The 24,096-nt window shown below is 69.9% G+C and carries 18 protein-coding genes and 2 pseudogenes; 8 read left to right on the top strand and 12 right to left on the bottom strand.

Going from position 1 to position 24,096, the window contains the following annotated elements:
• Positions 1-28: 28 nt before the first annotated feature.
• On the top strand, positions 29-1,006 hold the full coding sequence (locus ACIQJT_RS39945) for a radical SAM/SPASM domain-containing protein (protein ID WP_402650400.1): 978 nt from the start codon (positions 29-31) through the stop codon (positions 1,004-1,006).
• Entirely contained in the window at positions 1,003-2,301 is a 1,299-nt protein-coding gene (locus tag ACIQJT_RS39940; RefSeq protein ID WP_402650399.1) for a cytochrome P450, read from the top strand. The genes ACIQJT_RS39945 and ACIQJT_RS39940 overlap by 4 nt, the downstream gene beginning before the upstream one ends.
• A gap of 230 nt (positions 2,302-2,531) precedes the next feature.
• Here ACIQJT_RS39940 and ACIQJT_RS39935 read toward each other — a convergent pair whose 3' ends face one another.
• The 10 genes from ACIQJT_RS39935 to ACIQJT_RS39890 all read right to left on the bottom strand — a co-directional run bounded on the left by ACIQJT_RS39935 (position 2,532) and on the right by ACIQJT_RS39890 (position 14,463).
• On the bottom strand, positions 2,532-3,551 hold the full coding sequence (locus ACIQJT_RS39935; protein ID WP_402650398.1) for an NADP-dependent oxidoreductase: 1,020 nt from the start codon (positions 3,549-3,551) through the stop codon (positions 2,532-2,534).
• 7 nt (positions 3,552-3,558) lie between these two features.
• Entirely contained in the window at positions 3,559-4,146 is a 588-nt protein-coding gene (locus tag ACIQJT_RS39930; protein ID WP_402650397.1) for a TetR family transcriptional regulator, read from the bottom strand.
• A gap of 214 nt (positions 4,147-4,360) precedes the next feature.
• Positions 4,361-6,169 carry an AMP-binding protein gene (locus ACIQJT_RS39925; protein ID WP_402650396.1) on the bottom strand — a complete coding sequence of 603 codons (1,809 nt, stop codon included), beginning with the start codon at positions 6,167-6,169 and terminating at the stop codon, positions 4,361-4,363.
• Positions 6,166-7,581: a class I adenylate-forming enzyme family protein gene (locus ACIQJT_RS39920; RefSeq protein WP_402650395.1), complete on the bottom strand. Its 1,416-nt coding sequence runs from the start codon at positions 7,579-7,581 to the stop codon at positions 6,166-6,168. The genes ACIQJT_RS39925 and ACIQJT_RS39920 overlap by 4 nt, the downstream gene beginning before the upstream one ends.
• Positions 7,578-7,883: an acyl carrier protein gene (locus ACIQJT_RS39915; protein ID WP_402650394.1), complete on the bottom strand. Its 306-nt coding sequence runs from the start codon at positions 7,881-7,883 to the stop codon at positions 7,578-7,580. Before ACIQJT_RS39915 ends, ACIQJT_RS39920 begins: the two co-directional genes overlap by 4 nt.
• A complete protein-coding gene (locus ACIQJT_RS39910; protein WP_402650393.1) occupies positions 7,880-9,235 on the bottom strand; it encodes a condensation domain-containing protein in 1,356 nt (451 codons plus the stop codon). Before ACIQJT_RS39910 ends, ACIQJT_RS39915 begins: the two co-directional genes overlap by 4 nt.
• Positions 9,223-11,511, bottom strand: coding sequence for a peptidase domain-containing ABC transporter (locus ACIQJT_RS39905; RefSeq protein WP_402650392.1), 2,289 nt, complete (start codon positions 11,509-11,511; stop codon positions 9,223-9,225). The genes ACIQJT_RS39910 and ACIQJT_RS39905 overlap by 13 nt, the downstream gene beginning before the upstream one ends.
• 594 nt (positions 11,512-12,105) lie before the next feature.
• On the bottom strand, positions 12,106-13,026 hold the full coding sequence (locus ACIQJT_RS39900) for a JmjC domain-containing protein (protein WP_402650391.1): 921 nt from the start codon (positions 13,024-13,026) through the stop codon (positions 12,106-12,108).
• Between the two features lie 387 nt (positions 13,027-13,413).
• The gene (locus ACIQJT_RS39895) at positions 13,414-14,121 is read right to left on the bottom strand and encodes an LmbU family transcriptional regulator (RefSeq protein WP_365464622.1); all 708 of its coding nucleotides are present in this window, start codon (positions 14,119-14,121) and stop codon (positions 13,414-13,416) included.
• A 162-nt stretch (positions 14,122-14,283) separates the two neighbouring features.
• Positions 14,284-14,463 (bottom strand): hypothetical protein, encoded by a 180-nt coding sequence (locus tag ACIQJT_RS39890; RefSeq protein WP_402650390.1) that lies wholly within the window; start codon positions 14,461-14,463, stop codon positions 14,284-14,286.
• 365 nt (positions 14,464-14,828) lie between these two features.
• Between ACIQJT_RS39890 and ACIQJT_RS39885 the strand changes: the two genes are divergently transcribed.
• From ACIQJT_RS39885 to ACIQJT_RS39870, 4 genes are all read left to right on the top strand, one after another.
• Positions 14,829-15,389, top strand: coding sequence for a hypothetical protein (locus tag ACIQJT_RS39885; RefSeq protein ID WP_402650389.1), 561 nt, complete (start codon positions 14,829-14,831; stop codon positions 15,387-15,389).
• A gap of 225 nt (positions 15,390-15,614) precedes the next feature.
• Positions 15,615-16,607, top strand: a complete 993-nt coding sequence (locus tag ACIQJT_RS39880) for a LuxR family transcriptional regulator (protein ID WP_365464613.1) — start codon at positions 15,615-15,617, stop codon at positions 16,605-16,607.
• Between the two features lie 158 nt (positions 16,608-16,765).
• Positions 16,766-17,416 (top strand): LysE family translocator, encoded by a 651-nt coding sequence (locus ACIQJT_RS39875; protein ID WP_402650388.1) that lies wholly within the window; start codon positions 16,766-16,768, stop codon positions 17,414-17,416.
• Positions 17,417-18,227: 811 nt separating this feature from the next.
• Positions 18,228-19,640 (top strand): non-reducing end alpha-L-arabinofuranosidase family hydrolase, encoded by a 1,413-nt coding sequence (locus ACIQJT_RS39870; RefSeq protein WP_402650387.1) that lies wholly within the window; start codon positions 18,228-18,230, stop codon positions 19,638-19,640.
• A gap of 130 nt (positions 19,641-19,770) precedes the next feature.
• Here ACIQJT_RS39870 and ACIQJT_RS39865 read toward each other — a convergent pair whose 3' ends face one another.
• Entirely contained in the window at positions 19,771-20,361 is a 591-nt protein-coding gene (locus ACIQJT_RS39865) for a TetR/AcrR family transcriptional regulator (protein WP_402650386.1), read from the bottom strand.
• 403 nt (positions 20,362-20,764) lie between these two features.
• On the opposite strand from ACIQJT_RS39865, the pseudogene ACIQJT_RS39860 reads away from it, so the two are divergent.
• Positions 20,765-20,944: pseudogene (locus tag ACIQJT_RS39860) on the top strand (FAD binding domain-containing protein); the annotation flags it as partial.
• Positions 20,945-21,276: 332 nt separating this feature from the next.
• The gene (locus ACIQJT_RS39855; RefSeq protein ID WP_402650385.1) at positions 21,277-22,899 is read left to right on the top strand and encodes a trypsin-like serine protease; all 1,623 of its coding nucleotides are present in this window, start codon (positions 21,277-21,279) and stop codon (positions 22,897-22,899) included.
• Positions 22,900-23,370: 471 nt separating this feature from the next.
• Here ACIQJT_RS39855 and ACIQJT_RS39850 read toward each other — a convergent pair.
• A pseudogene (locus ACIQJT_RS39850) lies at positions 23,371-24,096 on the bottom strand (esterase); the annotation flags it as partial.

Genomic DNA, 24,096 nt, shown 5'->3' with positions numbered 1-24,096 from the left:
CGGGCTTCCGCGTCCCGTTCCGCGACGTATGAGCATGCAGATCACGAATCTGTGCAACTCCCGGTGCACCATGTGCTCGATCTGGGAGATATACCGGAAGGAAAAGGGGCTCTACAGCACCGAACTGACCGGCGAGGAATGGCTGCGGGTCACCGAATTTGCCCTCAGTCAGGGCGTCACGTCCATTGACGTGACCGGCGGCGAACCCTTCCTCAAGGAAGGCGTGGTGGAACTTCTGAGCCTGGTTCTCCGCAGGACCGGTTTCGTCGCCGTCACCACCAACGGGCTCCAGCCGAAACGGATTCTGGGCATGGTGCGGAAGATCCTCACCGAGGCCCCGGAGGACTCGCTGTTCGTGGTGAGCGTCTCCCTGGACGGCTTCTCCGACACCTACGGCCGGATCCGCGGCGTCAGGAACGGCTACGACCGCGCCCGCGCCCTGCTGCGCGACCTCGGTGAACTGCGGAAGTCCTACCCGCAGCTGAGCCAGCAGATCAGCTTCACCATCATGGACGACAACGTCGACGAGCTGCCGGCCCTCATGGCCGACGCACTGCGCACCGGGCTGGTCAGGGAACCGGACGACTTCGCCTTCCGGCCCGTCGCCTCCGGTCACTACTACGCGAAGAACAACACCCTGGAGGGCAGGCAGAAGCTGATCCGCACGGTGGAGCAGCTGAACCGGGAGTACCGCTTCGAGCGGACGCTGCCCTTCGTCGAGCGCATCCCGCAGAGCGTCAACTCGCCGAACGAGATGATCGTTCCGTGCTACGCCATGTTCGCCTCGCTGTGGATCGACCCCTACGGTGGCATCGCCCCCTGCGTCACCATGACCGAGGACGTCATCGGCAACGTGCGCGACACCGGCTACGACATCCTGCCCCTGTGGACGGGCAACCTCGCCCAGCAGGCCAGGGACCGGATCAGGCGCAACGACTGCGCGATCTGCTGGACGGACTGCCAGGCCATGGAGAGCATCGAGTACGAGAGCGCCGGTGCGCGATGACCGTCCGCGACCAGACCCTGCCGCCCGTCGTCACCCCCGCCAGCCGGCTCGACCCGTACCCGCTGTACCGCCTGCTGCGGGACCGCAGCCCGGTGCACTGGGACGAGGAGACCCGATCCTGGTACGTCAGCCGCCGCGACGACACGGTCGAGCTGCTGCGCGATCCACGACTCGGCGCGCACACCTACCCGGACTGGGTGCACAGCCTTCCGCTGCCCGAGCGTCGCGACGTCGTACCGGTGGAGGACCACCTCGCCCGGTGGCCGGTCTTCTCCGACCGGCCGGCGCAGCAACTGCTGCGCCGGCGGCTGCAACCCGCCTTGTCCCGCACGGCCGTCGCCCCGATGGGTGACGCCATCAGGGAGGTCATCCGGTCGCTGGCCCGCGGGCTGGGCGAGGGGGCCGCCGATCTGCTGACCGGCTTCGCCCGGCCCGCGGCGACCTGGACACTGAGCCGTCTGCTCGGTAGCTCCCCCGACGAGGACGGCCCCCGACTCGTGCGGTGGTCGGACGCGTTGGTGCGCTATCTGGGCAGTACCGGGGTCGACGTACGGCTGGCCGGGGCCGCGCGTGTCGCGGTGGAGGAGCTGACCGGCCACGTCGTCTCGCGCATGCTGAACGATCCCGTGACCCCTGTCGCCCAGGCTCTGGCCCGAGCCCTCGATGAGGAGGAAACGGTCGAACTGGACGACGTGGTGGCGATGGTGGCGCAGCTGGTAACCGGCGGTGTCGAGCCCACCGCGACCGCCACCTGCGTCATGGCCCTGCGGCATGCGCAGTCCCAGGAGCTGCCCGCGCCCGGTACGGACCGCGGCGCCGGCGCCGCGTGGGCGGACCCCGAGGTGTGGGCGGACGCCCAGGTGGAGGAGGCGTTGCGTTTCGACCCTCCGTTCCACTTCGCGCCCCGGGAGGTGAAGGCGGACTTCGACTACCGCGGGCACCCCTTCGTCACCGGGCAGCGGGTGGTACTGATCCTGGCCTCCGCGGGGCATGACACCGCAGGCGGCGAGGCGATGTCCCGCTGCCCGGTGACGGGCGCGGCGGGAGCGACGGCGGTATCGGACAGCGTGGGCCGGCCGCCGGTGGCGCGGGCCGAGCAAGCGGCGGGACACCTGGCCTTCGGACGTGGCCGCCATTACTGCCTCGGCGCGTCGCTGGCCCGGCTCCATCTGCGCATGGCCTGGTCGGCCCTGGCGGAGGCGCGGGTGCTGGAGCGCGTCGACGCCGCAGCCGTGGAGCGCATCCCCGACTTCGGCATGACGTCGTTCCGCACGTGCCCGCTGCGACCGGCCTGATACGGCGACGGTGCTGCCCCGGCATCTGCCCGCGTCGTCCGGGACACCGCCCGCCTCACGGGCAGGAAACGGGGTGAACACGCAGGTCCGAGCAGCGCGGTGACCTCCTCCGACACCTCCCGCGCCTGGCGGAGCCCGGCCGCCCGCCTGGGCTCCTCCGGGAACGGCCCGGGGATGCGTCCGCAAGCCCTCCTGGCTGCCAGGCTAGGAGGGGTGAGGGAGGGCGCCGGTCACTCGTCCGAGAGCCGCACGACCATCTTGCCGGTGTTGCCGCCTCGCAGCAGATCCATCAGGGCTCGCGGTGCCGATTCGATGCCGTGTGCGACCGTCTCGCGATAGCGCAGCCTGCCGTCGCGCATCCATTCGCTCGCCTGCTTGAGGAACTGCTGACGCAGGTCGGCGTGGTCCCTGGCCAGGATTCCCTCCAGCTTCAGCCGCTTGTTGATCGCCAGGATCAGGTTGCGGGGAGCGGTAGGCGTCTCCGTGCTGTTGTACTGCGAGATCATTCCGCACAGCACCACCCGCCCGTGCAGGCGCATGGCGCCGAGAGCTGCCTCCAGATGCTCCCCGCCCACGTTGTCGAAGTAGACGTCGACCCCGTCCGGCGCCGCCTCGCCAAGCTGATCGGCCACCGGACCGTCGTGGTAGTCGAAGGCGGCGTCGAACCCGTACTCCTCCCTGAGCAGGGCAACCTTGTCAGCCGTGCCCGCGGACCCGATGACCCGCGAGGCCCCCAGGAGAGCGGCCATCTGCCCGACCTGGCTCCCCACGGCGCCGGCCGCGCCCGACACGAACACCACGTCACCCGGCTTCACATCGGCCACCCGCACCAGACCTGCGTATGCCGTCAGCCCTGTCGTCCCCAACGCCCCCAGGTAGGCCGACAGGGGTGCCGCGTCCGGATCCACCGGGCCTGCCTGGTCCGCCGGGACGACGGCGTGCTCGCGCCAGCCGAGCATGTGCTGGATGTGGTCGCCCACGGAGATGCCCTCCGCCGCGGACTCGACCACCACTCCGACGGCAGCACCGTCCATGGGCTCGCCCAGCCGGAACGGCGGCACATAGGAGGGCACGTCGTCCATCCGCCGACGCATGTACGGATCGACCGAGAGCCACAGGTTCCTCACGAGGACCTGGCCGTCGCTCAGAGCTGGAATCCTCACCTCGCGCAGTGCGAAATCCGAGGGCTTCGGCTCTCCTGCGGGGCGGGAGACGAGATGCCATGCGCGAGTGAATGCGGGTGTGGTCATCGCTGGTTCACTTCCTGGTTGTTTCCCGCACCAAGTCGAAGGCGCGGTCGGTCAGTTCGATGGGCAGGTCGCTGCCGTCTCCGTTCAGCCACTCGTCCAGGGCTACGCGGAACGCGGCGACGCCGATGCGTGCCAGCAGTGCGGAGGTGGCGGTGTCGAGACGCCGATCGCGTTCCGCCAAGGCGTCGGCCAGCGCTTCTTCCCACTGGGCGTGTTTGAGCATGCTGTAGGGGCGCAGACTCGGTGTGCGCTCGACCATGAGTGCCTGGGCGTGAATGGCCGAGACGTCTCCGGTGAAGCTGCGGTTCAGCGCCTGGAACGCCGCGCGCAGTGACTCCATGGGCGATTCGTCCAGGGGCCTCGCGCGCAGCGCGGAACACAGGGTCTCCGTGGTACCGCGCGCCCAGTCCATGACGATGTCCCCTTTGGTGCCGAAATACCGGAACAGCGTCCGCCGGGAGACCTCGGCGGTGTCCGCGATCTCCTCGACCGTGGTGGCGTCGAAGCCCTTCTCGGTGAACAGCCGCATGCCGACCTCGACGATGACCGCTCGCTGCCGCTGCTGTTTGCGTTCCCGAAGACCCTGGCCGGCCATGACCGCACACCTCCCGGAGGGCGCGCCCGCCGGCGCACCGCCTCACCTCATGACCGCTCCAACGTATAGGCACTGGGTGCCAGATGGCACCAGGTGCCAGTTTTTCTTACGCGATCCCGCCCGACTCTTACCGAGCACTGGGCCACGAACCGGCGGTTGCTCTCGAGCCCTCAGTCCGTGGGCGGTCGCAGATCTGGTCCGTCATGCGGCAGCGTCAGTTCCCCAGCAGCCCCGCCTCGTAGCGGCGCCGTGTCTCGTTGACGCGGACCTTGCCGCTGGTCGTCACCGGGAGCGTCCCCGGCGGGACCAGGACGACCTCCTTGACGAACAGGCCGAGCACTCCGGCCAGGCGCTGCCGCGCGGCGCGGGCGGTCTCGGTGCTGCGCTCCTCTACGGGGGCGGTGTGGTCGTGCTCGGCCACCAGACAGATGTGCGCGGCCGGCGCGGCTTGCGGCCGGCAGGCGCCGCTCGGCCGGCCGCAGGGCTCGGGCCGCGGAGGTCCTGCCGTCCGGAAGACCGCGGTGCGGCCGGGGCGCAGCCCGGGCAGATCGGCCAGGGCGTCCGCGATGTCCGCCGCGTAGTGGTTGCGGCCCTGGTGGACGACCGTGTCGTCCACGCGTCCGAGGACGAACAGGTGCCCTCCGTGCAGGAAGCCGCGGTCCCCGGTCGGATGCAGCCGCCGGATGTCGCGGGAGTGCGCTCCCCTCCCCCAGTAACCGTCGAAGAGTTGGGGTCCGGCGATCCACACATCGCCGATGTGTCCCTCCGGCAAGCGCCGCCCGTCACCGTCCCGCACCACCACCTCGGTGTCGTCCAACGGCGTTCCGGAGGACAGCAGCGTGGTCACCTTGCCGCCCTCGGCGTCGGGCGGACCGGTGACCGGCCGGATGTTCCCGGCCTCCAGAGCGCCCCTGCGCACCGTCAGGCGCCGGGCCGGACGTCGTGGAGTGGCCGTGGTGACCGTGAGCGTCGCCTCCGCCATGCCGTAGGAAGGGCACAGGGAGTGTGCGCGGAAGCCGGCGGGAGCGAAGTGCGCGGTGAAGCGGTCGAGGGTGTCCGCCCGGACGACCTCGCCGGCGTTGCGCGCGACACGCCAACGGCTCAGATCGAGGGAGGCCACCGCGGCGGCGGAAATCTTGCGGACGCAGTGGCCGTAGGCGAAGTCGGGTGCGCTGGAGAGCGTTCCGCGCAGCTCGGACAGCGCGGTCAGCCAGGACAGCGGTGAGCGGGCGAACTCGCGGGGAGCCAGCAGCACCGAGGCGTATCCGCTGTGCAGGGGCCGCAGCACGCCGGTGACCAGGCCCATGTCGTGGGAGAGCGGCACCCAGGTGACGGCTGTGTCCTCGCTCCCTTCCCGGTAGGCGCGGGCTGCCTGCGTGCACTGCGCGGCGACCGCCCGATGGGTGAGCACGGCGCCTTTGGGCCGGCCGGTCGAGCCCGACGTGTACTGGAGGAAGGCCACCGCGTCCGCCGTCGGCCCGGGTGGGCGCCGGAGGGGCGGGGCACCGGGCGGTGCGGGAGCGGACAGGTCCTCCCAGGTGTGCACGGTCGCCGACGGGACCTGTCCGGTCCCGGACGGCGGCCCTGTCGACAGCCCTGTCGACGGCCCTGTCGCGCGGAGCACGGCCTCCGTCTGCCGCGCCCACGGCTGCGTGGTGACCACCCAGCGGGCGTCGCAGTCGGCGGCCATACCGCGCAGCCGGTGCACCGCGGCCGTGCCGGTCCCGGCGAGCGGTGCGGCCGGCACGGCGATCAGCCCGGCGGCGAACGCGGCGAGCAGGGTCGCGGTGAAGGACACGGCGTTGGGCAGCAGGAGGACGATCCGGTCACCGTGCCGTGCGCCCCGTTCGGTCAGGGCCGCGGCTGTCCGGTCGGCGAGCGTCAGGAGTTCGGCGAACGTGACCGTGCCGGCGACGCTACCCTCGCGCCATTCGGTGACGGCCGTGGCCTGCGGGCGGGCGTGTGCGTGCTGGAGCAGCCAGTCGTACGCCGTCGCCTGCGGTCCGCGAATCGCGCCGCTCACGCCGTCGCTTCCCCCGTGGCCGCCCACCAGGTGTCGAGCCCGGCCCGCCGAATCTTCCCGCTGGGGGTCCTGGGCAGGGTGCCCTGGGTGACGATCCTGGTCGCGGGCCGGGGGAAGCCCAGCAGTTCCGCCGCCCTCACGATCTTCCGCGCGGTGCGCTCCTGTTGCCCCGGCAGGGTCTCCACGTAGCACACGGGAACGGTGTCGCCGGTGACCGCGACGTCGGCGACACCCGGCAGCAGGCGGATCTGGTACTCGAGGTGTGCGGTGTCCGGGCCGTCCTGCTGCGTGCCCGTCTTGCGTCCGACGACGAACAGGTAGCCGTCGCCGTCGAGGAAGCCCAGGTCCCCGGTGTGCAGCAGCTCCGGGTCGGCGCTGTCGCGGTCGGCCGTTCGCAGCCTCACGCAGATCTCTCCGGTCTCGCCGGGCGGCAGGGTTCGGCCGTCCTCGGCGATCTCGATGCGGATGCCGGGCAGCGGCCGGCCGACGGAACCCGGGTGCCGCAGCCATTCGTGGGTGGTGATCTGGGTGAGGGTGCTCTTGGAGGTGCCGTAGTACTCGTGCAGGACCGGGCCGAACAGTTCGATCGCGGACCGTTTCACGGCGGGTGGGCAGGCGGAACCGCCGTGGAAGAGGACGCGCAGCCGCCGGTCGGGGCACCGATCCGCCACCACGGCGTCGACGAGCTGGTCGATGCCGAGGAACGCGCTGTCGGCGCCGTGCCGGTCCACAAGCTCAGCGAATCCGTCGGCGGACCAGGTGCGTTGGACGACGACGGTGCTGCCGGCCTGGAGGGCATACAGGGCGGGGCCCAGGGTGCCGAGGTGGTAGGCGGGGTTGCCCATCACGTGCGCTCCGAAGACGAGGCCCGCCGCGTACCGGTGGTCGACGGCTACACCGCGGTAGGGACGCTGTGGGCGGGTGCGCGGCACGGCCTGCGGTTCGCCGGTGGTGCCGGAGGTGACGTAGGCCAGGTGGCCGGCGCGGGCGGCCGACGGCAGGGGGCCGAGGTCGGCGGTGGACGCCAGTGCCTCGTCGGTCAGGGAGGGGACGGGCAGTCCTGCGGTGGCGGCAGCCGGGCCCGGGTCCGTGCCGCCGACGTGCAGGACGGCTCGCGCGTCGGTCATCAGCCGGGCGGCCGTTCCGGAGGCGAACAGGGAGGGGGCGATCGGCAGCAGGCCGTAGCCGTACCTCAGGGCGGCGAGGGCGAGGGCGAAGAAGCGGGGGCCGGTGGGCAGGTCCGTGGTGAGGACGGCGCCGTCCTCGACTCCGGCCGAGCGCAGCCCACGGCCGAGCGCGTCGGCGCGGGTGGTCAGCTCGGCGAACGTGCAGTGCTCCGCGTCGGCCACGACCGCCGTGCGGCCGGGCAGTTCGGCGGCGGTCTGCCAGGGGTCCCACAGGTAGGGCTTCACCGGTCCTCCCCCACGGCCGGGCTCCGGTCGGCGGCCGCGGCCGTCTCCCCGGCCGCCCGCAGGAGGTGGCGCGCGAGGTCGCCGATGCTGTCGGTGCTGAAGATCAGCCGGGAGTCGACGTCGAGGTCGAGCCGTTCTTCGAGGCTGGTGGCCAGTTCCACGGCCGCCACGGAGTCGCCGCCCAGGGCGAAGAAGTCGTCCGTGGCGACGACCTGGTGTCCGAACACCTCCCCGGCGGTCGTCAGGACCAGTGCGAGCAGTGCGTCGGCGTCCGGCGCGCTCGGGGGCGTGGGTTCGCTCATGATGACTTCCTCGGTGTGCGGACGTCCGTGCCGCAGTCGACGGTGAGGTCGGCCGTGAGGCATCCCAGGATGGCCTGGGCCAGTTGCCGGCCCACACGATGTCCGTCGAACAGCAGGTTGATGAACAGGCGGTCGCGGTATTCGTCGCATCGCAGTTGCAGCGCAGACGCGTTGGCGAAGGTGACGCGCCGCAGCGGATAGGCGTCGGCCGTCACCCGAAGGTCGCCGTCGTGCCGGGTCTGCTGGTGGTCCCCTTCGAACCGGCGCAGGTTGATGTGGATGTCCCGGCCCAGCCACCCCTCGTCGGGGGCCAGTTCGCGCAGCATCGTGCGCAACTGCCGGCCGCTGAGCTGCTGGTAGCGCAGCGCCTCGAGGATCTGCCCGCTTACCTCGGCCCTGACCTCGGGGAGCGGGGCCGTGGCGTGCTCCACCTTGAGCGGGGCGACACCGGCGAACATGCCGACGACGTCCCGCTCGGCGGCGCGCCGGGAGTCCATGGACGTCCACAGGCTCAGCCGCCTGCGGCCGGTGCACTGGGCGATGGCGCGGGCGAAGGCCGCCACGACCCACTGCAACAGGATGCAGTGCTCGCGCTCGCAGGCCTGCCGCAGCGCGGCCACCTGGGCTGCACCCAGTTCGGCGGGGACGGCGCCGTCCTCACTGGCCGCCGCGTGGTCGGGACGGTGCCAGGGGTTGAGTCCGGCGAAACCGGCCCGGTCGTACCAGCTGTCCTGCGCCCGTCGAAGGTGTCGCGGTCCGAAGGCGGTGCGCTGGCGCAGGGCCGCCGCGGCGAAGGAGGGGGCCGTGCCGGGGACCTCCTGGCGCCGGCGCAGCGCTTCGTAGTCGCGCCAGATCTCCTGGGCGAACAGGTGGTGGGCTCGGCCGTCGAAGACGAGGTTCTGGAAGGTCGCCAGGAAGGCGTGGTGTTCGCTCGAGTACCGCAACAGGCGCAGGGTGTACGGGCGGTGGCCCGTGGTCCACGGTTCCAGGAAGTCACGTGTCAGCACGGCCGCGGCGTAGACGCCGAACTGCTCGGCGGAGACCGCCTTTACCTCCTGGTGGTGCACGACGCGCTCGTCCGGCCCCAGGGGGCGGACCCGCTGCGCGGCCATCGGGGTGCGCTCGTTCAGCGGCAGGACCTCCATGCGCAGGGCGTCGTGGCGGGCGACGAAACGGTGCACGGCCTGCTCGAACAGGTCCCGGTCCAGCGGGCCGAGGATCTCGTACGACAGGCGTACGTTCCTGTGGACGTAGGTCTGCCGGACGTTGGCGTCGTACCACTCCTGTTCGTAGGTGAACGGCACGGCCTCCGCCGTCTGCGGGCCGGGCGCCGCGGAGTTCAGGCCAGGCACAGGAACTCGCCTCCCGCCGCCCTGAGCGAGGCCGGGGAGCCCGACTCCACGATCCGGCCGTCACGGACCACGAACACCTGGTCGGCCCGGTCCAGCACGGTGAGGCGGTGCGCGATGGCGATCACCGTGATGCCCGCCCGCAGCAGTCCCTCGAAGATCTCTTCCTCCAGGGCGGGGTCGAGGGCGCTGGTGGCCTCGTCGAGGATGAGCAGGCTGGGTTTGCGGGCCAACGCCCGTGCCAGGACGATCCGTTGCCGCTGGCCGCCCGACAGTCCGTGCCCGCCCGGGTTCACCAGCGTTTCGTAGCCCATGGGGAGCGCGGTGATCTCCTCGTGGATCCGGGCGAGCCGGACCGCCTCCACCAGGTCCTCGTGGTCGAGGTCGTCGGCGCCGAAGGCGATGTTGTCGCGGATGGAGGCGCCGAAGAGGTGGGCGTTCTGGTTGACGTAGCCGATCTGCCGCCGGTAGGCGGAACGGTCCACCGCGGCGAGGTCGCGTCCGTCGACTCGGATCGTGCCGGAGCCGGGCTCGTACAGCCCGGCCAGCAGCATGCCGAGCGTGGACTTGCCCGAGCCGGACCGGCCCAGCACGGCGACGAACTGCCCGGGCTGTACCTGGAGTCGGGCGTCGGCCAGGGCCGGCCGGGAGGCGCCCCGGTAGGTGAAGGACACGTTCTCGACGGAGACGGCGGCCGGCTGCCCGGGCGTTGACGGGGCGCCGAGTGTGCCCCGGGGTTCGGGCTCGGCCCGCAGGACGTCGTCGAGGCGGGCCAGTGCGGGGCGGACGGCGGCGAGCTGGGCGGCCGTGTCGAAGACGCTCTCCAGCGGGGCGAACAGCGCGGTGGTCAACGCCATGAAGGCCAGGGTCCCGCCGAGCGATCCGTGTTCCGACAGCACGCGCCAGATGCCGATCACCACCACGGCGAGCGGCGCGGCGAACTGCAGGGTGCGGCTGAGCGCGGTGGACACGGACAGCGAACGGCGGGCGTCCTGCCGCTTGTTGATCTCGTGGATCAGGGCGTGTGACCAGCGTTCCGCGGCCGCGCCCTCCGCTCCGGCCGCCTTGAGGGAGGTCATGCTCTCCAGCAGCTGCACCAGTTCGTTCTGGGTACGGGTCTGGCGTTCCAGCACTTCGTGGCTCAGCCGGACCTGCCGTCGCCAGGCCAGCACCATGACACCGATCTGGACGATGATCAGAGCCACGACGACCGACGCGAGGACCGGGTCGACGATCAGGACCGCCACCAGGTAGCCCGCGATGAGGAGGCTGTCGAAGACGGCCGAGAGCGCGGACAGGCTCAGCACCTGGGTGAGGGTGCTGCTGGTGCGGGCCCGCATCGCCAGGTCACCGGAATTGTGCAGGGTGAAGAAGTCGTAGGGCAGGGACGTCAGATGGGCGACGACACCCCATGTCATGCGTTTCTCGACCAGCGACTGCCGTCGCGTCAGGACGAAGGCCCGGGTCAGCTGCGCCGTCAGGAACACCACGGTCACCAGGGCCAGCACCAGGGCGGTGAGCGACAGCATGTGCTGCCGTCCGCCGGTCATGACGTGCCCGACGAGGAAGCTGAGCGCTGCCGGCAGGGCGGCTTCCAGGCCCATGAGAACGACGGACAGCGCTCCGATACGGCCGAACTCCCCGGCGTTGGGCAGGAAGTGCCGCATCCGGTGCCAGGGGCCGGCCGAGCCGAACCCGCCGGACAGCGGGCGCCTGGTCTCCCCGAGCGGGGCTGTGAACTCCAGTGCCACGCCGGTGAACGCGGTGGAGACCGCGTGTTGGCTGAGCCGGCGCCGGCCGAACGCGGGATCGACGATGTCCGTGAACGCCTCGGTGGCCCGTTCGAGCACGACGAAGTGGTTGAAGTTCCAGAACAGGATGCTTCCCGGCGGCAGCTTCCGCAGCCCCTCGACATCGGTGCGCACTCCCCGCCCCTCGAGACCGTGACGGCGGGCCAGGTCGAGCAGCGTGCGGGCGGAGGCGCCGTTGCGTCCGGAGTTCACCTGGTCACGGACCTCGTCCAGATGCACGTCGATCCCGTGGTGGCGGAGCGTCATGACCAGACAGGCCGGTCCGCAGTCGCTGACCTGGGTCTGGAAGCAGACCGGGACGTTCCGCCTGCGGCGCAGGTCTCGCAGGGCCGTGCCCAGCGCCCGGACGCGAGCGGCGGGGCTCCGGTCGGGCTGCCACGTCTGCGGTTCGTGACCGAACACGGGGCCGAGACCGTCCCGTCCGTGGTGGTGCTCGAGAGCCTGGGTGCGGAAGCGTTGTTCACTCATCGTTCAGCTCTGTCCTTGGGAGCCGCGGCGGTGGGCCGGGGAACGGTCCCCGGCCCACACTCGGTACTGCGGGGGAAACGTGGCGCTTCCATGCCCGGGCGGTCCCTGGGCCGGCGAACCGGCCGACGGGACCGCCCGGAGCGGCGGCCGTCAGATGCAGTTGGCCGGAACCGCGAGCGCACCGCCGACGATGTCGTCGAGCTCCTCGTCGGTCAGGGCGGTGATGTCGACCTGGTTGTTCTCCATGACATTTCCCTTCTTGTTTTCCCGAACGCACCGGAAACCAGGGCGGAGACCGGCTGCCGAACGGGTCCGATTCGACATCCGCATTCCGCGGCGTGCCGTTGGGAAGAACGCTAGCCCGCCTTTCCCGCCCTGATCAACAGCTCACTTCCCGATCCTTTTAATCGCTGAGAATAATTCCCTACATATCGGGCAAAAATTCGTAGCAATCCAGACATAAGGGCCTCCGCTCTCCCCTTTTTCCGTCCCGCCGGCGAGACAAAAAGACGCCGAAATGCGCGCGAAAACCACAGTTGGTTTTCGCGCGCATTTCGGCGCCTGAAAAGGAGTCTCTGAGCCGGGGACGCGGGGTCAGCTCTTGTAAGCGGCAGCCATGTCGGCCAGGGAGATCACATGTCGCGGTGCGGGCATTCTGGCTCGCTGGGAGGCCCGTGCGAGGTCCACCAGTTGCTCAGGGGTCAGCTCGGCCAGCCGGCCGCGGGCTCGCTCGATCAGTTCGGCCGCCGCGTCGGTGATCGACCGGTCGTCCAAGGGGCGGGGGGCCATCTTCAGTCCCTCGAAGGCCGTGCGCTGAAGCGTACGGAACAGCTCGACCACGCCCACCTCACGGATCGTCAGGGACAGGTGAGCCGACAGACCGCCGTCTCCCACCGCCTGGTGCGCGAACCCCCGCGGTATGTACAGGACTTCACCGGCCCGCACCGTCGCGCGCAATACCTCGGCGGGCTCGGCCCCCGCGCAGGGGCCCGGTTTCCAGTCCCCGTCGGCCGGGCCTTCGTGGACGGACCACTGCTTGCTTCCCTCGATCTGTACGACGAGTACGTCGGCATCGTCGCGGTGAAGGGGCAGGCCCTGCCGTCCGGCCGGAGTGACGAAGCAGAAGGCCTCGACGGCCAGGCCCAGTTCACCGGCCAGCGCGGCGACCGTCTCACCGGTCGGCGCGTGCCACTGGTCGACGCATCGCAGGAGCAGGGTGGCCCCGTCCGCCAGCGCCTTGCCGATCTTCGCCTCGTCGGCGAATCCCTCGTGGGAGGAGAAGTGGACGGTGCGTGCCGTCGTATAGGCCTCGGTGCCCAAGGGATCCTCCGCGCGCGCCATTTCGACGTAGGGCGTGCGCAGGAACCCGCTGGCCAGCGCGCCGTCGGCGTCGGCCAGCCCGAAGGGGCTGGGTGCGCCTCCCGGCGGCCGGAAGACGGCCGGCTTCCGGCGCCAGTACGACGTCATGAAGCGGTCGGTGTCACCGACCCACCGAGCGAGAGTCGGACGGTTCACATGCATCCTCCTGGCCGGGACAGGCTTGTCCCCTCAAGGCTCTCCCGGTCCGCACCGGGCGAACAGTCACAGGTTCTCGGGACCGGCACTCGCCTTCTCACCTGACCGCGGTGCGAAGGCAGGCCGGTGGTACCGGCCGGGGCGTCGCGCCACAGGCGTGACCGCCGGCGCGGTGGGCTGGGACGGTTGTATAGGCCGACGCGTGGCGCCACGGGCGTGACCGTCGGCACGGGTGGGCTCGGACAGTGGTATCGGCCGGTACGTGGCGCCACAGGCGTGATCGCAGGCGCGGTCGACGACCGCGCCGCGTGGGCGTCGGACGGCTCTCCGGACCGGTGGGACGGCGGCGTTGGGGCGACAGTGACGGAACACCGGCGTTGGAACGCGTCAGTGACTCGCGTCCGCCGCCCGGTCCGCCAACCGGCGCAGCCATGCCGCGACGTCACCGTCCTCCGCGGCGGCCGCTCGCTGCCACTTGCCCCAGCGCTCCCCGTCCACGTCCAGCAGCAGGCGCGTGGAGGGTCTGGGGCGGGAAGAGGCGCTTCCGTTCACGGCACGCAGGCGGTGCCGGAGTTCGGCCTTCGACCAGCCGTGCTCGGCGGCCTGGCCCAGCCAGTGGTCCTGGTCGTCGGGTGCCAGGGCCGCCACTTCTTGATGATGCTGGAAGCTCAGTTCGGCCCGGCGGCGGCCGACTTCGACCTTGCGTGCCACCCAGGCGTAGTTGCGCAGCGTCTGGTAGTCGAGCGCTGTCGCCTCGGCCGCCTGCCGGTAGCGGTCGGGGAACGCCGTGCTGCCGTACACCAGCCAGTCCCCCGCCCACCAGGCGGCGGAGTCCGCGAGGCGGTGCAGCCGGTGGCCGAGCTGCGACCACGCCGAGAAGGACAGGCCGTCGGGCAGGAGCAGCGCGGTGCGCCGTGTCTGGCCGATGCCGAGCCCCGCGCCGGCAGCCGATGCCCCGGTGGGCCTGGTACCGGGTTGCCGGGATTCGCGATGGTGCCCTGCGTGGGCCGGGGCCTCCGGACGGGCGCGTCGGCGAGCCGTCGGCGGTGCAGCCGTCGGCGGCTGGAGCGGGCCTGCGCCGGAACCATGGGGCATGGGGGTGTCCTTCGCTTCACGGGTACGTGCCGGTGTGGAGGCCACCCGCCTGACCGGTCCGGTGGGTGACACGGGCCCCGGCCGAACGCCGTGGGCCCGTGGAATGCGGGACGAAGCCTCGCAGTCGATCACCCGGCCGGAGACCGGAGGCAGGTCACTGGATCAGCCACCCCAGCCGGAGTCGTCGTTGCCGCCGGCGCCGCCGTTGCCCCCGCCCGCCAGCGTGGACACGTGCTGCGCGCCCTGTGAACCTGCCTCGCCGAACGGGGTGGCACCCGTCGCTTGACCGAGCAACCCCAGGGCTGCGGCGACGATCATCACGGTGGCGAGCGCGTGACGCATTACTGACTCCTGTACTTGTTCGTGCCGAGAGGCGACCGTTGTCGTAGTCACCAGACTGCCGTGCCGGGAGCGGCCGCTCCAACGATCAGAGCTGTCACCAAGTTGCCACGCAACAAGGCGTCGCGGAGAAAAATCCGGCCACGCTCCAGGAAAGGGACATAAGTGCTCCAATCCTGGGACCGCGGGGACGTCGCCAGGCGGGGCACGTGTTCCGGTACCGGGAACACGTGACTCGTGTGTGCCCGGCCTCTCGACGACCATGGGGCGGCTCCCATCCGCCGGACGCGGCTGCGCATTTCGAGCCCCGAGCGACGATCGGTGCTTCCGTCACATACCCACCCCGACGGCCAAGGATTGCTGCGACGATGCCCGCTCCCGGCGAAAACGAAGACGAGGACATGTTCTTCCGCGACATGGCCGAGTGCGTGTCCACCCACAGGGAGGCGGGTCCGGCCCTGGTCTGGCCGCGCAACGCCGATGGAGTGCTCAAGCGGCTGAGGGCGGAGCACGAGCGCGCCCTCGAAGCCGGCAGCGCACCGGACCGGCCGGCCGACCGACCCGCCGACCGGCACAGGAACGCAGACACCCGGCCCCTGGCGCGCCTGGTGGCCTCCCGGCTACGGACGCTGGTGGGAGCCTCGGCCGTGCGAGCCGACTTCCATGACCTGGCCGCCGGGGAAACCCGGGAGATCCTGCTGACGGACGCCGACGCCCTGCTGATCACGGTCCGGGGCGGGCTGGAGTGCTCGGTGCGGTCCGCCTCCGCGTCCCCGCCGAAGCGCCATCTGCCGTTGACGCTGCGCATGCGCGTGGGTGAGGTCCTGTACGTGCCCCACAGCTATCCGTTCTCCCTCACCGCCGGGCGATCGTCCTCGACGGTGCTGCAACTGGGCCTGGTCCCCGCCGCTCCGCGGCCGGCTCTCTGACCGGTCGTCCCTCGCCCGTCGACGACGCCCGAGGGCGAGGCTCGCAGGGTCGAAGCACGACACGCCTCCGCCAAAGTTTGTTAAAGGTGCAACCACTTGTCGATCTTCTGTGGACAGCTGGGGGAAGCTGGGTGGCGTTGCCGTGTGTGCGCCGACGAGTTGGTCGGCGGCTGTGCGAGAAAGGCCTTGGTGGTGCAGATCTCTTCGGGTGGCGGAGCCCTGGGCATGACGGGGATCACTCGCCCGTCGAAAGCCGAGGCGAGTGTGTACGGCTGGGTCGCGGTGCATGAGCGGATGGATGTCGACGCCGCCTCCGCCGAACTGGACTTAACGCCCGAGGAGGTCGAGGAGGCACTGGAGGCGCTGCTGGAGCGGCGGTTGGTGCACCGGTCGGGCGAGGATCCCGTCCTGTTGCGAGCGGTGGATCCTGATCTGCTGGCCGCGGTGGCGACCAGCTCGATCGAAGAGAAGATCAGGAACCAGAAGAGGCTCCTGGAAGAGGTGCGCGAGCGCTTCGCCGGTCTGCGCGAGCACTACGTCAACGGCCTGAGCCGTCGGAACGCGCTCCTCGAGCTGATCCCGCGGGTCGAGGAGGTGCGGGTTGCGCTCAACCACGCCTCCGCCCAATGCCGACGGGAGTTGCTGACCAGCCAGCCAGGCGGCAGCCGCGATCCGGAAGCACTGGCCGACGCGCTGGCCCGCGACACGGCACTGCTGCGCCGGGGCGTGCAGATGCGCACGCTCTACCACCACACCGCACGGTTCAACGGGCCGAGCCAGTCCTACGTCGCCGCCGTGTCGGCACTGGGCGCGCAGTACCGTACCGCGCACGAACTCTTCGGACGACTGATCGTGTACGACCGTGAGGTCGCCTTCATCCCCGACGCCTCCCACGCCTGGGGAGCCGTGCTGATCAGGGAACCCTCGATCGTCCGCTACCTGTGCGACATCTTCGAGCAGACCTGGAGCCTGGCTCAGCCCTTCTCCGAGGCCGCGATCGACGGACTCGAAGCGGTCTCCAAGGACATCGACCGCACCATCGTCAAACTCATGGGCGCCGGCCTCAAGGACGAGACCATCGCCCGCCGCCTCGGCATGTCCCTGCGCAGCGTCCGCCGCCACATCGCCGACATGATGGAGTCCACCGGGGCGGAGAGCCGGTTCCAACTCGGAGTCCTCCTCACCCAGCAGGGCCTCCTCAATCCCGACGTCCCCTGACGCACCGTCACACCCGGGCGGCCGACGAGAAGTCGGAGAGGGTTACGGGCCGCCCTGCGAGGGATGTCCCGTTGGGTGCCGAGTCTGCGCTCGCCGGCCCGAGTCCGGTTCCGAAGTCGGTCTGGTGACACCCGGCCACGGAGGTGAGAATTCCGTCCATGGTCAACTCCCACCAGTTGCTTGCCTTCTGCGCCATGTCGTTGCTTCTGTCAGCCGTCCCAGGACCGAGCGTGCTCTTCGTCATCGGACGAGCCCTCACCCACGGGCGCAGAACGGCGTTGTCCTCTGTCCTCGGCAACGCGCTCGGCGGCTACGTGCTCGTCATCGCGGTGGCCATGGGCGTCGGGAGCGTGGTCGAACGTTCTGTCCTGCTCTTCAACGTGATCAAGCTGGCCGGAGCCGCCTACCTCGTGCTTCTCGGCGTGCTGGCGCTGAGGGCGGCCTGGAGGGACCGGGCGACGACCAGGACCGCCCCGAGCACCGCGCCCAGCGGTGACGGTGGCAGTGGCTCGGTCCGGGCGGGGTTCGTCGTCGGGGTGACCAACCCGAAGAGCATCGTCTTCCTCACCGCCGTCCTGCCCCAGTTCGTCGACCCGGAAGCCGGGCACGCTGGCGTCCAGATGCTCCTTCTGGGCCTCGTCGGAGCCCTGCTGCAACTGGTCTCCGACAGCATCTGGGGGTTGACCGCCGCCACCGCCCGTGCCTGGCTGGGCCGTTCTCCCCGCCGCATGTCACTGATCGGCGGGACGGGAGCCCTGGCCATGATCGGCCTTGGGGCGTCCGTCGCCGTCACCGGCCGGGCGGACTAGCGCTTACGGGCTGTGACCTCGTCGTTTGCAGTGGAAATTGCGGGCCTGCCGTTGGCATCTCCGCGCCATGTCGACCAGCGTAGGGCGGCGATCGGTGAGCTGGATGGTCAGACGTCTGATTTCGGCGAGGTCGAGGCGGAAGAGGTGGGAGCATCCGTCCCCTGCCCGTGCTGAAACCATGGGCCGCGTCTGCCGCCACCCACCGGCGGGGCGACGCGGTGACGGCTGATGGTGGCCCGTCCGACCACAACACGGTCTGCCTGGACACCCGCAAGAACAGCCCGTGGTGGAGCACCGACTGCGTCGCGACAGGCCGACGCACCGGGCCCCGGCTCCTCCGGGTCGTCACACGGCGTCCGCCACAGGGCCGTTACGGCAGTCGGTGACGCGTGGACCGCGGGAGCCACGGCGACCTGATCCTCGCCCTGCGAGCCGGCCTGTCCCTGCGCACGCACCCTACTCACACTCCTTTTCCGGACACCCCATGTTTGCCACGGTTGTTGCAGGGTTGGATTCGGTGTTCCTGGGCAGGGAGCGGGAATTTTTGTCGCGGGGGTAGACACCGACCACACCGGTACCCACTAATCCATCCCATGTATCGATGGAGTGGATCAACAGAGTTGAGACCGGCCGCGGTACGCGCATCGCGTCCGTCCGCGACCGTTCGTCAACCACGGGTCATGCAGCGCCCGTTGAGGCACTCCACCACTTCTCTCGCACGGTAGCCCTTCCAGCGTTCCGCCTTTCGTCTGCGCGAAACTTCGACCATCGTTCGGTATCACGAACATGCGCACTCAGGAAAGAGGACTCCATGCTCAGACGTACATTCGGCCGCCCGCACCTCTCGGCGGTGCTCGCGGTACTCGTCGCGCTGGCCGCACTGCTCGTCGCGGACCCCGCGCAGGCAGCTGCCACCGGTGCCGTACGCGGCCTCGGTTCGGGCCGGTGCCTCGACGTGTCGGGGGCCGGCCAGACCGACGGTACGAACGTGCAGATCTGGGACTGCACGAGCGGGGCCAACCAGCAGTGGACGCTCACGGACAACAACCAGCTGACCGTGTACGGCAACAAGTGTCTCGACGTTCCGGGCCACGCCACCACCGCCGGCACCCGGCCGGTGATCTGGTCGTGCAACGGCGGCACCAACCAGCAGTGGCGAGTGAACTCCGACGGCACGATCGCCGCCGTGGAGTCCGGCCTGTGCCTGGACGTCAGCGGCGGCGCCACGGCCAACGGCACGGCGGTGCAGCTCTGGAACTGCGTCGGCAGCAACAACCAGAAGTGGACGGGCCCGTCCGGCGCGTCCAACTCGTGCCCTCTTCCGTCGACGTACCGATGGAGCTCGACCGGCCCGCTGGCGCAGCCGGCGAACGGGTGGGCCTCACTGAAGGACTTCACCACGGTGACGTACAACGGCAGGCACCTCGTCTACGCGACCGCCTCTGACGGGTCGTCGTGGAAGTCGATGGCGTTCCGTCCCTTCTCGAACTGGTCGGACATGGCCTCGGCGGGCCAGACCGGGATGAGCCAGGGCGCGGTGGCACCCACGCTGCTCTACTTCGCACCCAAGAACATCTGGGTGCTGACCTCGAACGGGTGGGGGACCCAATGGCCCTTCGTCTACCGCACGTCCAGCGACCCCACCAACCCCAACGGCTGGTCCGCGGCTCAACCTCTGTTCACCGGCAGCGTCCCCGACGGCAGCGCGATCGACCCGACCGTGATAGCCGACAGCCAGAACATGTACCTGTTCTTCGCCGGTGACAACGGCAAGATCTACAAGTCGACCATGCCGCTCGGCAATTTCCCGGCCAGCTTCGGCTCCTCGTACACGACGATCATGAGCGACACGGTGAAGAACCTGTTCGAGGCACCACAGGTGTACAAGGTCCAGGGCCAGAACCAGTACCTCATGATCGTCGAGGCCCGGGGCGCGACCGAGCAGCGCTTCTTCCGTTCGTTCACCGCTTCCAGCCTGAACGGCCCGTGGACCCCGCAGGCCGCCACCGAGAGCAACCCCTTCGCCGGCAAGGCCAACAGCGGTGCCACGTGGACCAACGACATCAGCCACGGTGACCTGGTCCGCAACAATCCCGACCAGACCATGACCATAGACCCCTGCAACCTGCAACTGCTCTACCAGGGCCTCGCCCCCAACACACCGTCAGGCACCCCCTACATCCAACTGCCGTACCGCCCCGGCCTGCTCACCCTGCAGCGCTGACACACCCGACCGACGCCCACCGTCCCCGCAGCCCAGCCGCACGCCGGCTGGGCTCCAGGGTGTTCCGGCGGCAACGTGCGGGCCGTCCGGCGGGTTGCACAAGTCCCGGTCGGCCGGACCGGGTCCGCTGTCAGGGCTCCTGGCCCGGCCGACCAGGCGCTCCGGCGCGGAGCGCGTCCATGACGAGGTCCAGCAGGCGGGTCGCCCGTGACTGCCAGTCGCCGTGCGGGTCGAGTGTCCACAGGCCGCCGATGGCGAGAAACAGGTCGTCGACCGTGATCCCGGGGCGGATGGCGCCGGCCTGCTCGGCGGCGCGCAGCAGGCACTCGGCCGCCTCGGTCACCGGGGCGTGGCCCGGCTTCTGTACGCCCGGTGCACCGGTCGCCTGCCGGATCGCGTCGGCCAGTCCCGCCTTGGTGATGGCGAACCGGGCGAGCCCGTCCATCCACTCACGCAGCGCCACGTCGGGTTCCCGGCTGTGCAGCAGCCGCACCGCGGTGTCGGCCACCTGCTGCATCTCGTGGCGGTAGATCTCCAGGACCAGGGCCTCACGAGTGGGGAAGTGGCGGTAGAACGTCCCCTGCCCGACCCCGGCCTTCTTGGCGATCGTGCTCAGCGGGGTGCCGGCCGAGCGGGTCAGTTCGGCCAGTGCCACCTCCAGGATGCGCGCACGGTTGCGCTGCGCGTCCGAGCGCAGGGGCACGTCCCTGTTCTGGCCCACGGACCCTCCTCGCGGTGACGGCCGAAACCCGGTCCTCGTGGAGCGGCCAGTTGTCCGTTGCGTTTCCGGGTAACGGACAGATGTCCGCATGTCTCATCATATCGGCGTGCCGTCCGTGCTGGACAGCCCGGGGCGGCCAGAAGCTGCCCGTCTGCCCCGCATCCTGCTCGGTCGCGCACCGGCGGCGCCAGACACTGCGCCGCTTGCCTGCACCGACCGCCTCACCACGTGAGAGGGCAGGCGCCCATGGCCTCATCGACGCCGGCGACCTCACGCTGTCCGGCAACGGCGAGAAGTACACGTTGACCGCAGCCCTTCTTGGTGCGGTCAGGCCGAACCGTTCCTGCAGGGCGTCGAGCATCCAGGCCGTGGCCCGCGCCGCCGAGGCGAACGGGGCTGCGGCATGAGGGAGTTCGGCTACCGCCGCGCCTACGCCGTCCCCGGCGCCGTCGCATTGCTCGACGGTGCCCCGGACGCCCGCTTCCTGGGCGGCGACACCAGCCTGGTCGACCTGATGAAAACCGGTGTCGAACATCCGGGCCGCCTCGTCGACGTACGCGAACTGCCCCTCGACGCAATCGAATGTGTGCGTCGGCCGCCTTGAGACGGCCGGGGGTCCGCTCGACCGCTGCCAGGTATCAAGCATGCGCTCGACCCGCATGTGACGTTCATGACCGAAATCTGGAGTGAGGTTCCGCTGATACACGACCGAGCCCCTGTCGAGGTGTGCCTGATACGCGGATGACGCCGACCGGAAGAGTGCTGGGCCGAAGATCGAGGCTGGACGGGGGCGGCCCGGTGCTGCGCTCCGTGCGGGCCCGTCGGCGCGGTAACCGGCGGCAGATCAAGGGAGATACACGCGTGTTCAAGTGCATCGGTGTGAGAGCGGCTGCCGTCCTCGCGACGGGGGTTGCTATGACCGCAGCCCTGATGGCCGCCCCGTCGGCGCAGGCCGTCGTGGGTGGCACCGAGTCAACCCGGGCGTACTCGTTCATGGGCTCGTTCCAGCCTGCCTACCCGGCACCGCCGCGTCCGGACGGGCATGGCTGCGGAGTGATGGTCCTCGCACCGCAATGGGTTCTGACCGCCAGTCACTGTGCCGGCAGGAACCCGACCAACGCGAAGGTGGGCGTCCCACGCGGCTGGAAGGTTCGGGTCGGGTCCTTGGACACCACGACCGGGGGTGAGGTCGCCGAGGTCGATCATTACTACCGGCTCGCCACCAGCCGCGATGAGGGAGGATTCTGGGGCAGGGACACGGCGTTGATGCACCTACGGAGTCCGGTTCGGGCCAAGCCGGTGCCGATCGCGTCGGCCACACCGCCGGCCGGCACACCCGTACGCATCATGGGGTGGGGCATGACCTGCGACGACAGCGACAACACGGCGTGCTTCCCCACCCGGCTGAGAGAGGCTGACACCGTGGTGCAGCCGATCTCGGCGTGTCCGTCAGCCGCGCCCGTCGGAGAGTTGTGCGTGGGCAGCGCCGACGGCCGGGTCGCCGCGTCGAACATGGACTCCGGAGGACCGGCGCTGGTCCGCCAAGGCGGCCGGTGGGCCGTGGTCGGCGTGGTCAGCGGTCCCGACGAGAGCGGCAAGACGCTCTACACCGATGTCACCCGGCACACCGACTGGATCAACGGCATCATCGCCGGCACCGACGTGCCCCCTGACGATCAGATTCCGAACGTGGAAGGTGCCACGGATCTGGGCAACTGCGTGGGTTCAGTGATCACCACGGCGGTGTCCCGGCCGCAGGACCGGGCGTTGCTGCTGACCAACGGTCACTGCGTGCAGGGACAACTGCCCGCACCTGGTGGCGCGTTGGTGGACCGGTCGGCCGACCGTGAGGTGCCGATCGCCGATCCGCAGGGATATCCCCGGATTATCGCCCGTGCCGATCGGTTGGTGTACGCGACGATGACCGGAACCGACATCGCCCTCTACCGCCTGGACAGGACCTACGCACAGCTGAAGGCCGAGCGTGCGAAGGTCTTCCGGCTCACCTCAACCGCCGTACGCGCAGGTGACCCTCTGACCTTGGCCTACAGCGGCGGTCGGCTCGACTGCACCGCCGAAGCCGTGGTGGCGCACCTTCGGGAGGGCGGCTACCAGCAGGATCACTCGATCCGTTACGCCACCGGCGGGGGCTGCGCCCCCTGGCACGGCACCTCCGGTTCGGCGCTGCTCGCCCCTGACGGCAGCACGGTCGTGGGCATCCACAACACCCACAACGAGTCCGGCGAGCAGTGCACCGACAACAACCCCTGTGAGGTGGATCAGGGTGGAGCCGTAACATCCGTGCAGGGCCGTGCTTACGGCCAGCAGGTTCACATGCTCGGCGCATGCCTGACAACAGGATCACAACTGGACCTGTCCCGGCCGGGTTGCACGCTCATCGGTCCGTCCCCATCGACACAGAAGGCCCGAAGCGGAGTCCTGGAGAAGAAGGGCCCCACTGGCGACCAGCCGAACTCCACCGGTCACCCCTCCCGACGTACCAGTTCCCCACCGAGCCGCGAAGTTACGGGCGCCTGACCGCACCCGCAACGGATTGCCGCAGGCCACTTTTCACCAGCTGCGCATGAACACGTGGATCAGTACGAAGAAGAGCACGGTGACGGTGATGCCGAGTAGCACCGACCAAGCGGCCCTACCGTCCTCCGCCAGATACCGGATCATTCGATCGCTCGCTTCGGTGGCGTTTCCCGTCGGCTCGTCACCTCTCCCCTCGCCTGCGAAGCAGAGCCTGCCAGCTGTGTGCCCGGCGGACGCGCGGTTCGGTGTCGTGCCGCCGGACCCGGCAGCTTGATGTGCAGTGTGCGGCCGTTAGGAAGCAACGGCCGCTCCCCCCTCCCCCGCGACGTGCACTTCCAGGGGTTTCCGGTGTCCTCAGTGGTTGCTGTGTTCCGAGGAGGCGTGGTCCCGGGCACCGGGTGTGGCGTCCCTTGAGGACTCGCCGCCCGTGCGGGACCACGCCCTCACGATGTCAGTGCGATCTACGCGTGGTCAGGCGACCTTGGTCCGGTCCCAGGTCCAGGATCCGGTGCCGGAGTCCCATACCTTGACGGGTGCGTTGATGCCGGTGCCGATGGAGGTGAAGGTCCACAAGGCCGAGTGACCGCGTCCGTCGGAGGTGTTGGCGTACTTGTAGAAGGCGCCGACGTCGGACTTGCCGTCACCGTTGAAGTCACCCGTCACCAAAGCGGAATTGTCCCAGGTCCACGAACCGTCGCCGGAGTCCCACTTCCTCACCGGCGCACTCATGCCAGAACCGGTCGAAGTGAAGGTCCACAACGCAGTATGACCGCGTCCGTCGGAGGTGTTCGCGTACTTATAGAGGACGCCAACATCACCGAGACCATCACCATTGAAGTCACCCGCCACCGGAGCGGAACTGTCCCAAGTCCACGAACCGTCACCGGAGTCCCACTTCCTCACCGGCGCACTCATGCCAGAACCGGTCGAAGTGAAGGTCCACAACGCAGTATGACCCCGACCATCAGAAGTGCTCGCGTACTTATACAGCACGCCAACATCACCGAGACCATCACCATTGAAGTCACCCGCCACCGGAGCGGAACTGTCCCAAGTCCACGAACCGTCACCGGAATCCCACTTCCTCACCGGCGCACTCAAGCCAGAACCGGTCGAAGTGAAGGTCCACAACGCAGTATGACCCCGACCATCAGAAGTGCTCGCGTACTTATACAGCACGCCAACATCACCGAGACC

The organism is Streptomyces sp. NPDC091972, from assembly GCF_044756385.1.
In the GTDB taxonomy this organism is placed as follows: Bacteria; Actinomycetota; Actinomycetes; order Streptomycetales; family Streptomycetaceae; genus Streptomyces.
Note: the sequence above shows the minus strand (reverse complement) of the source record. Positions and strands in the feature narration are given on the sequence as shown.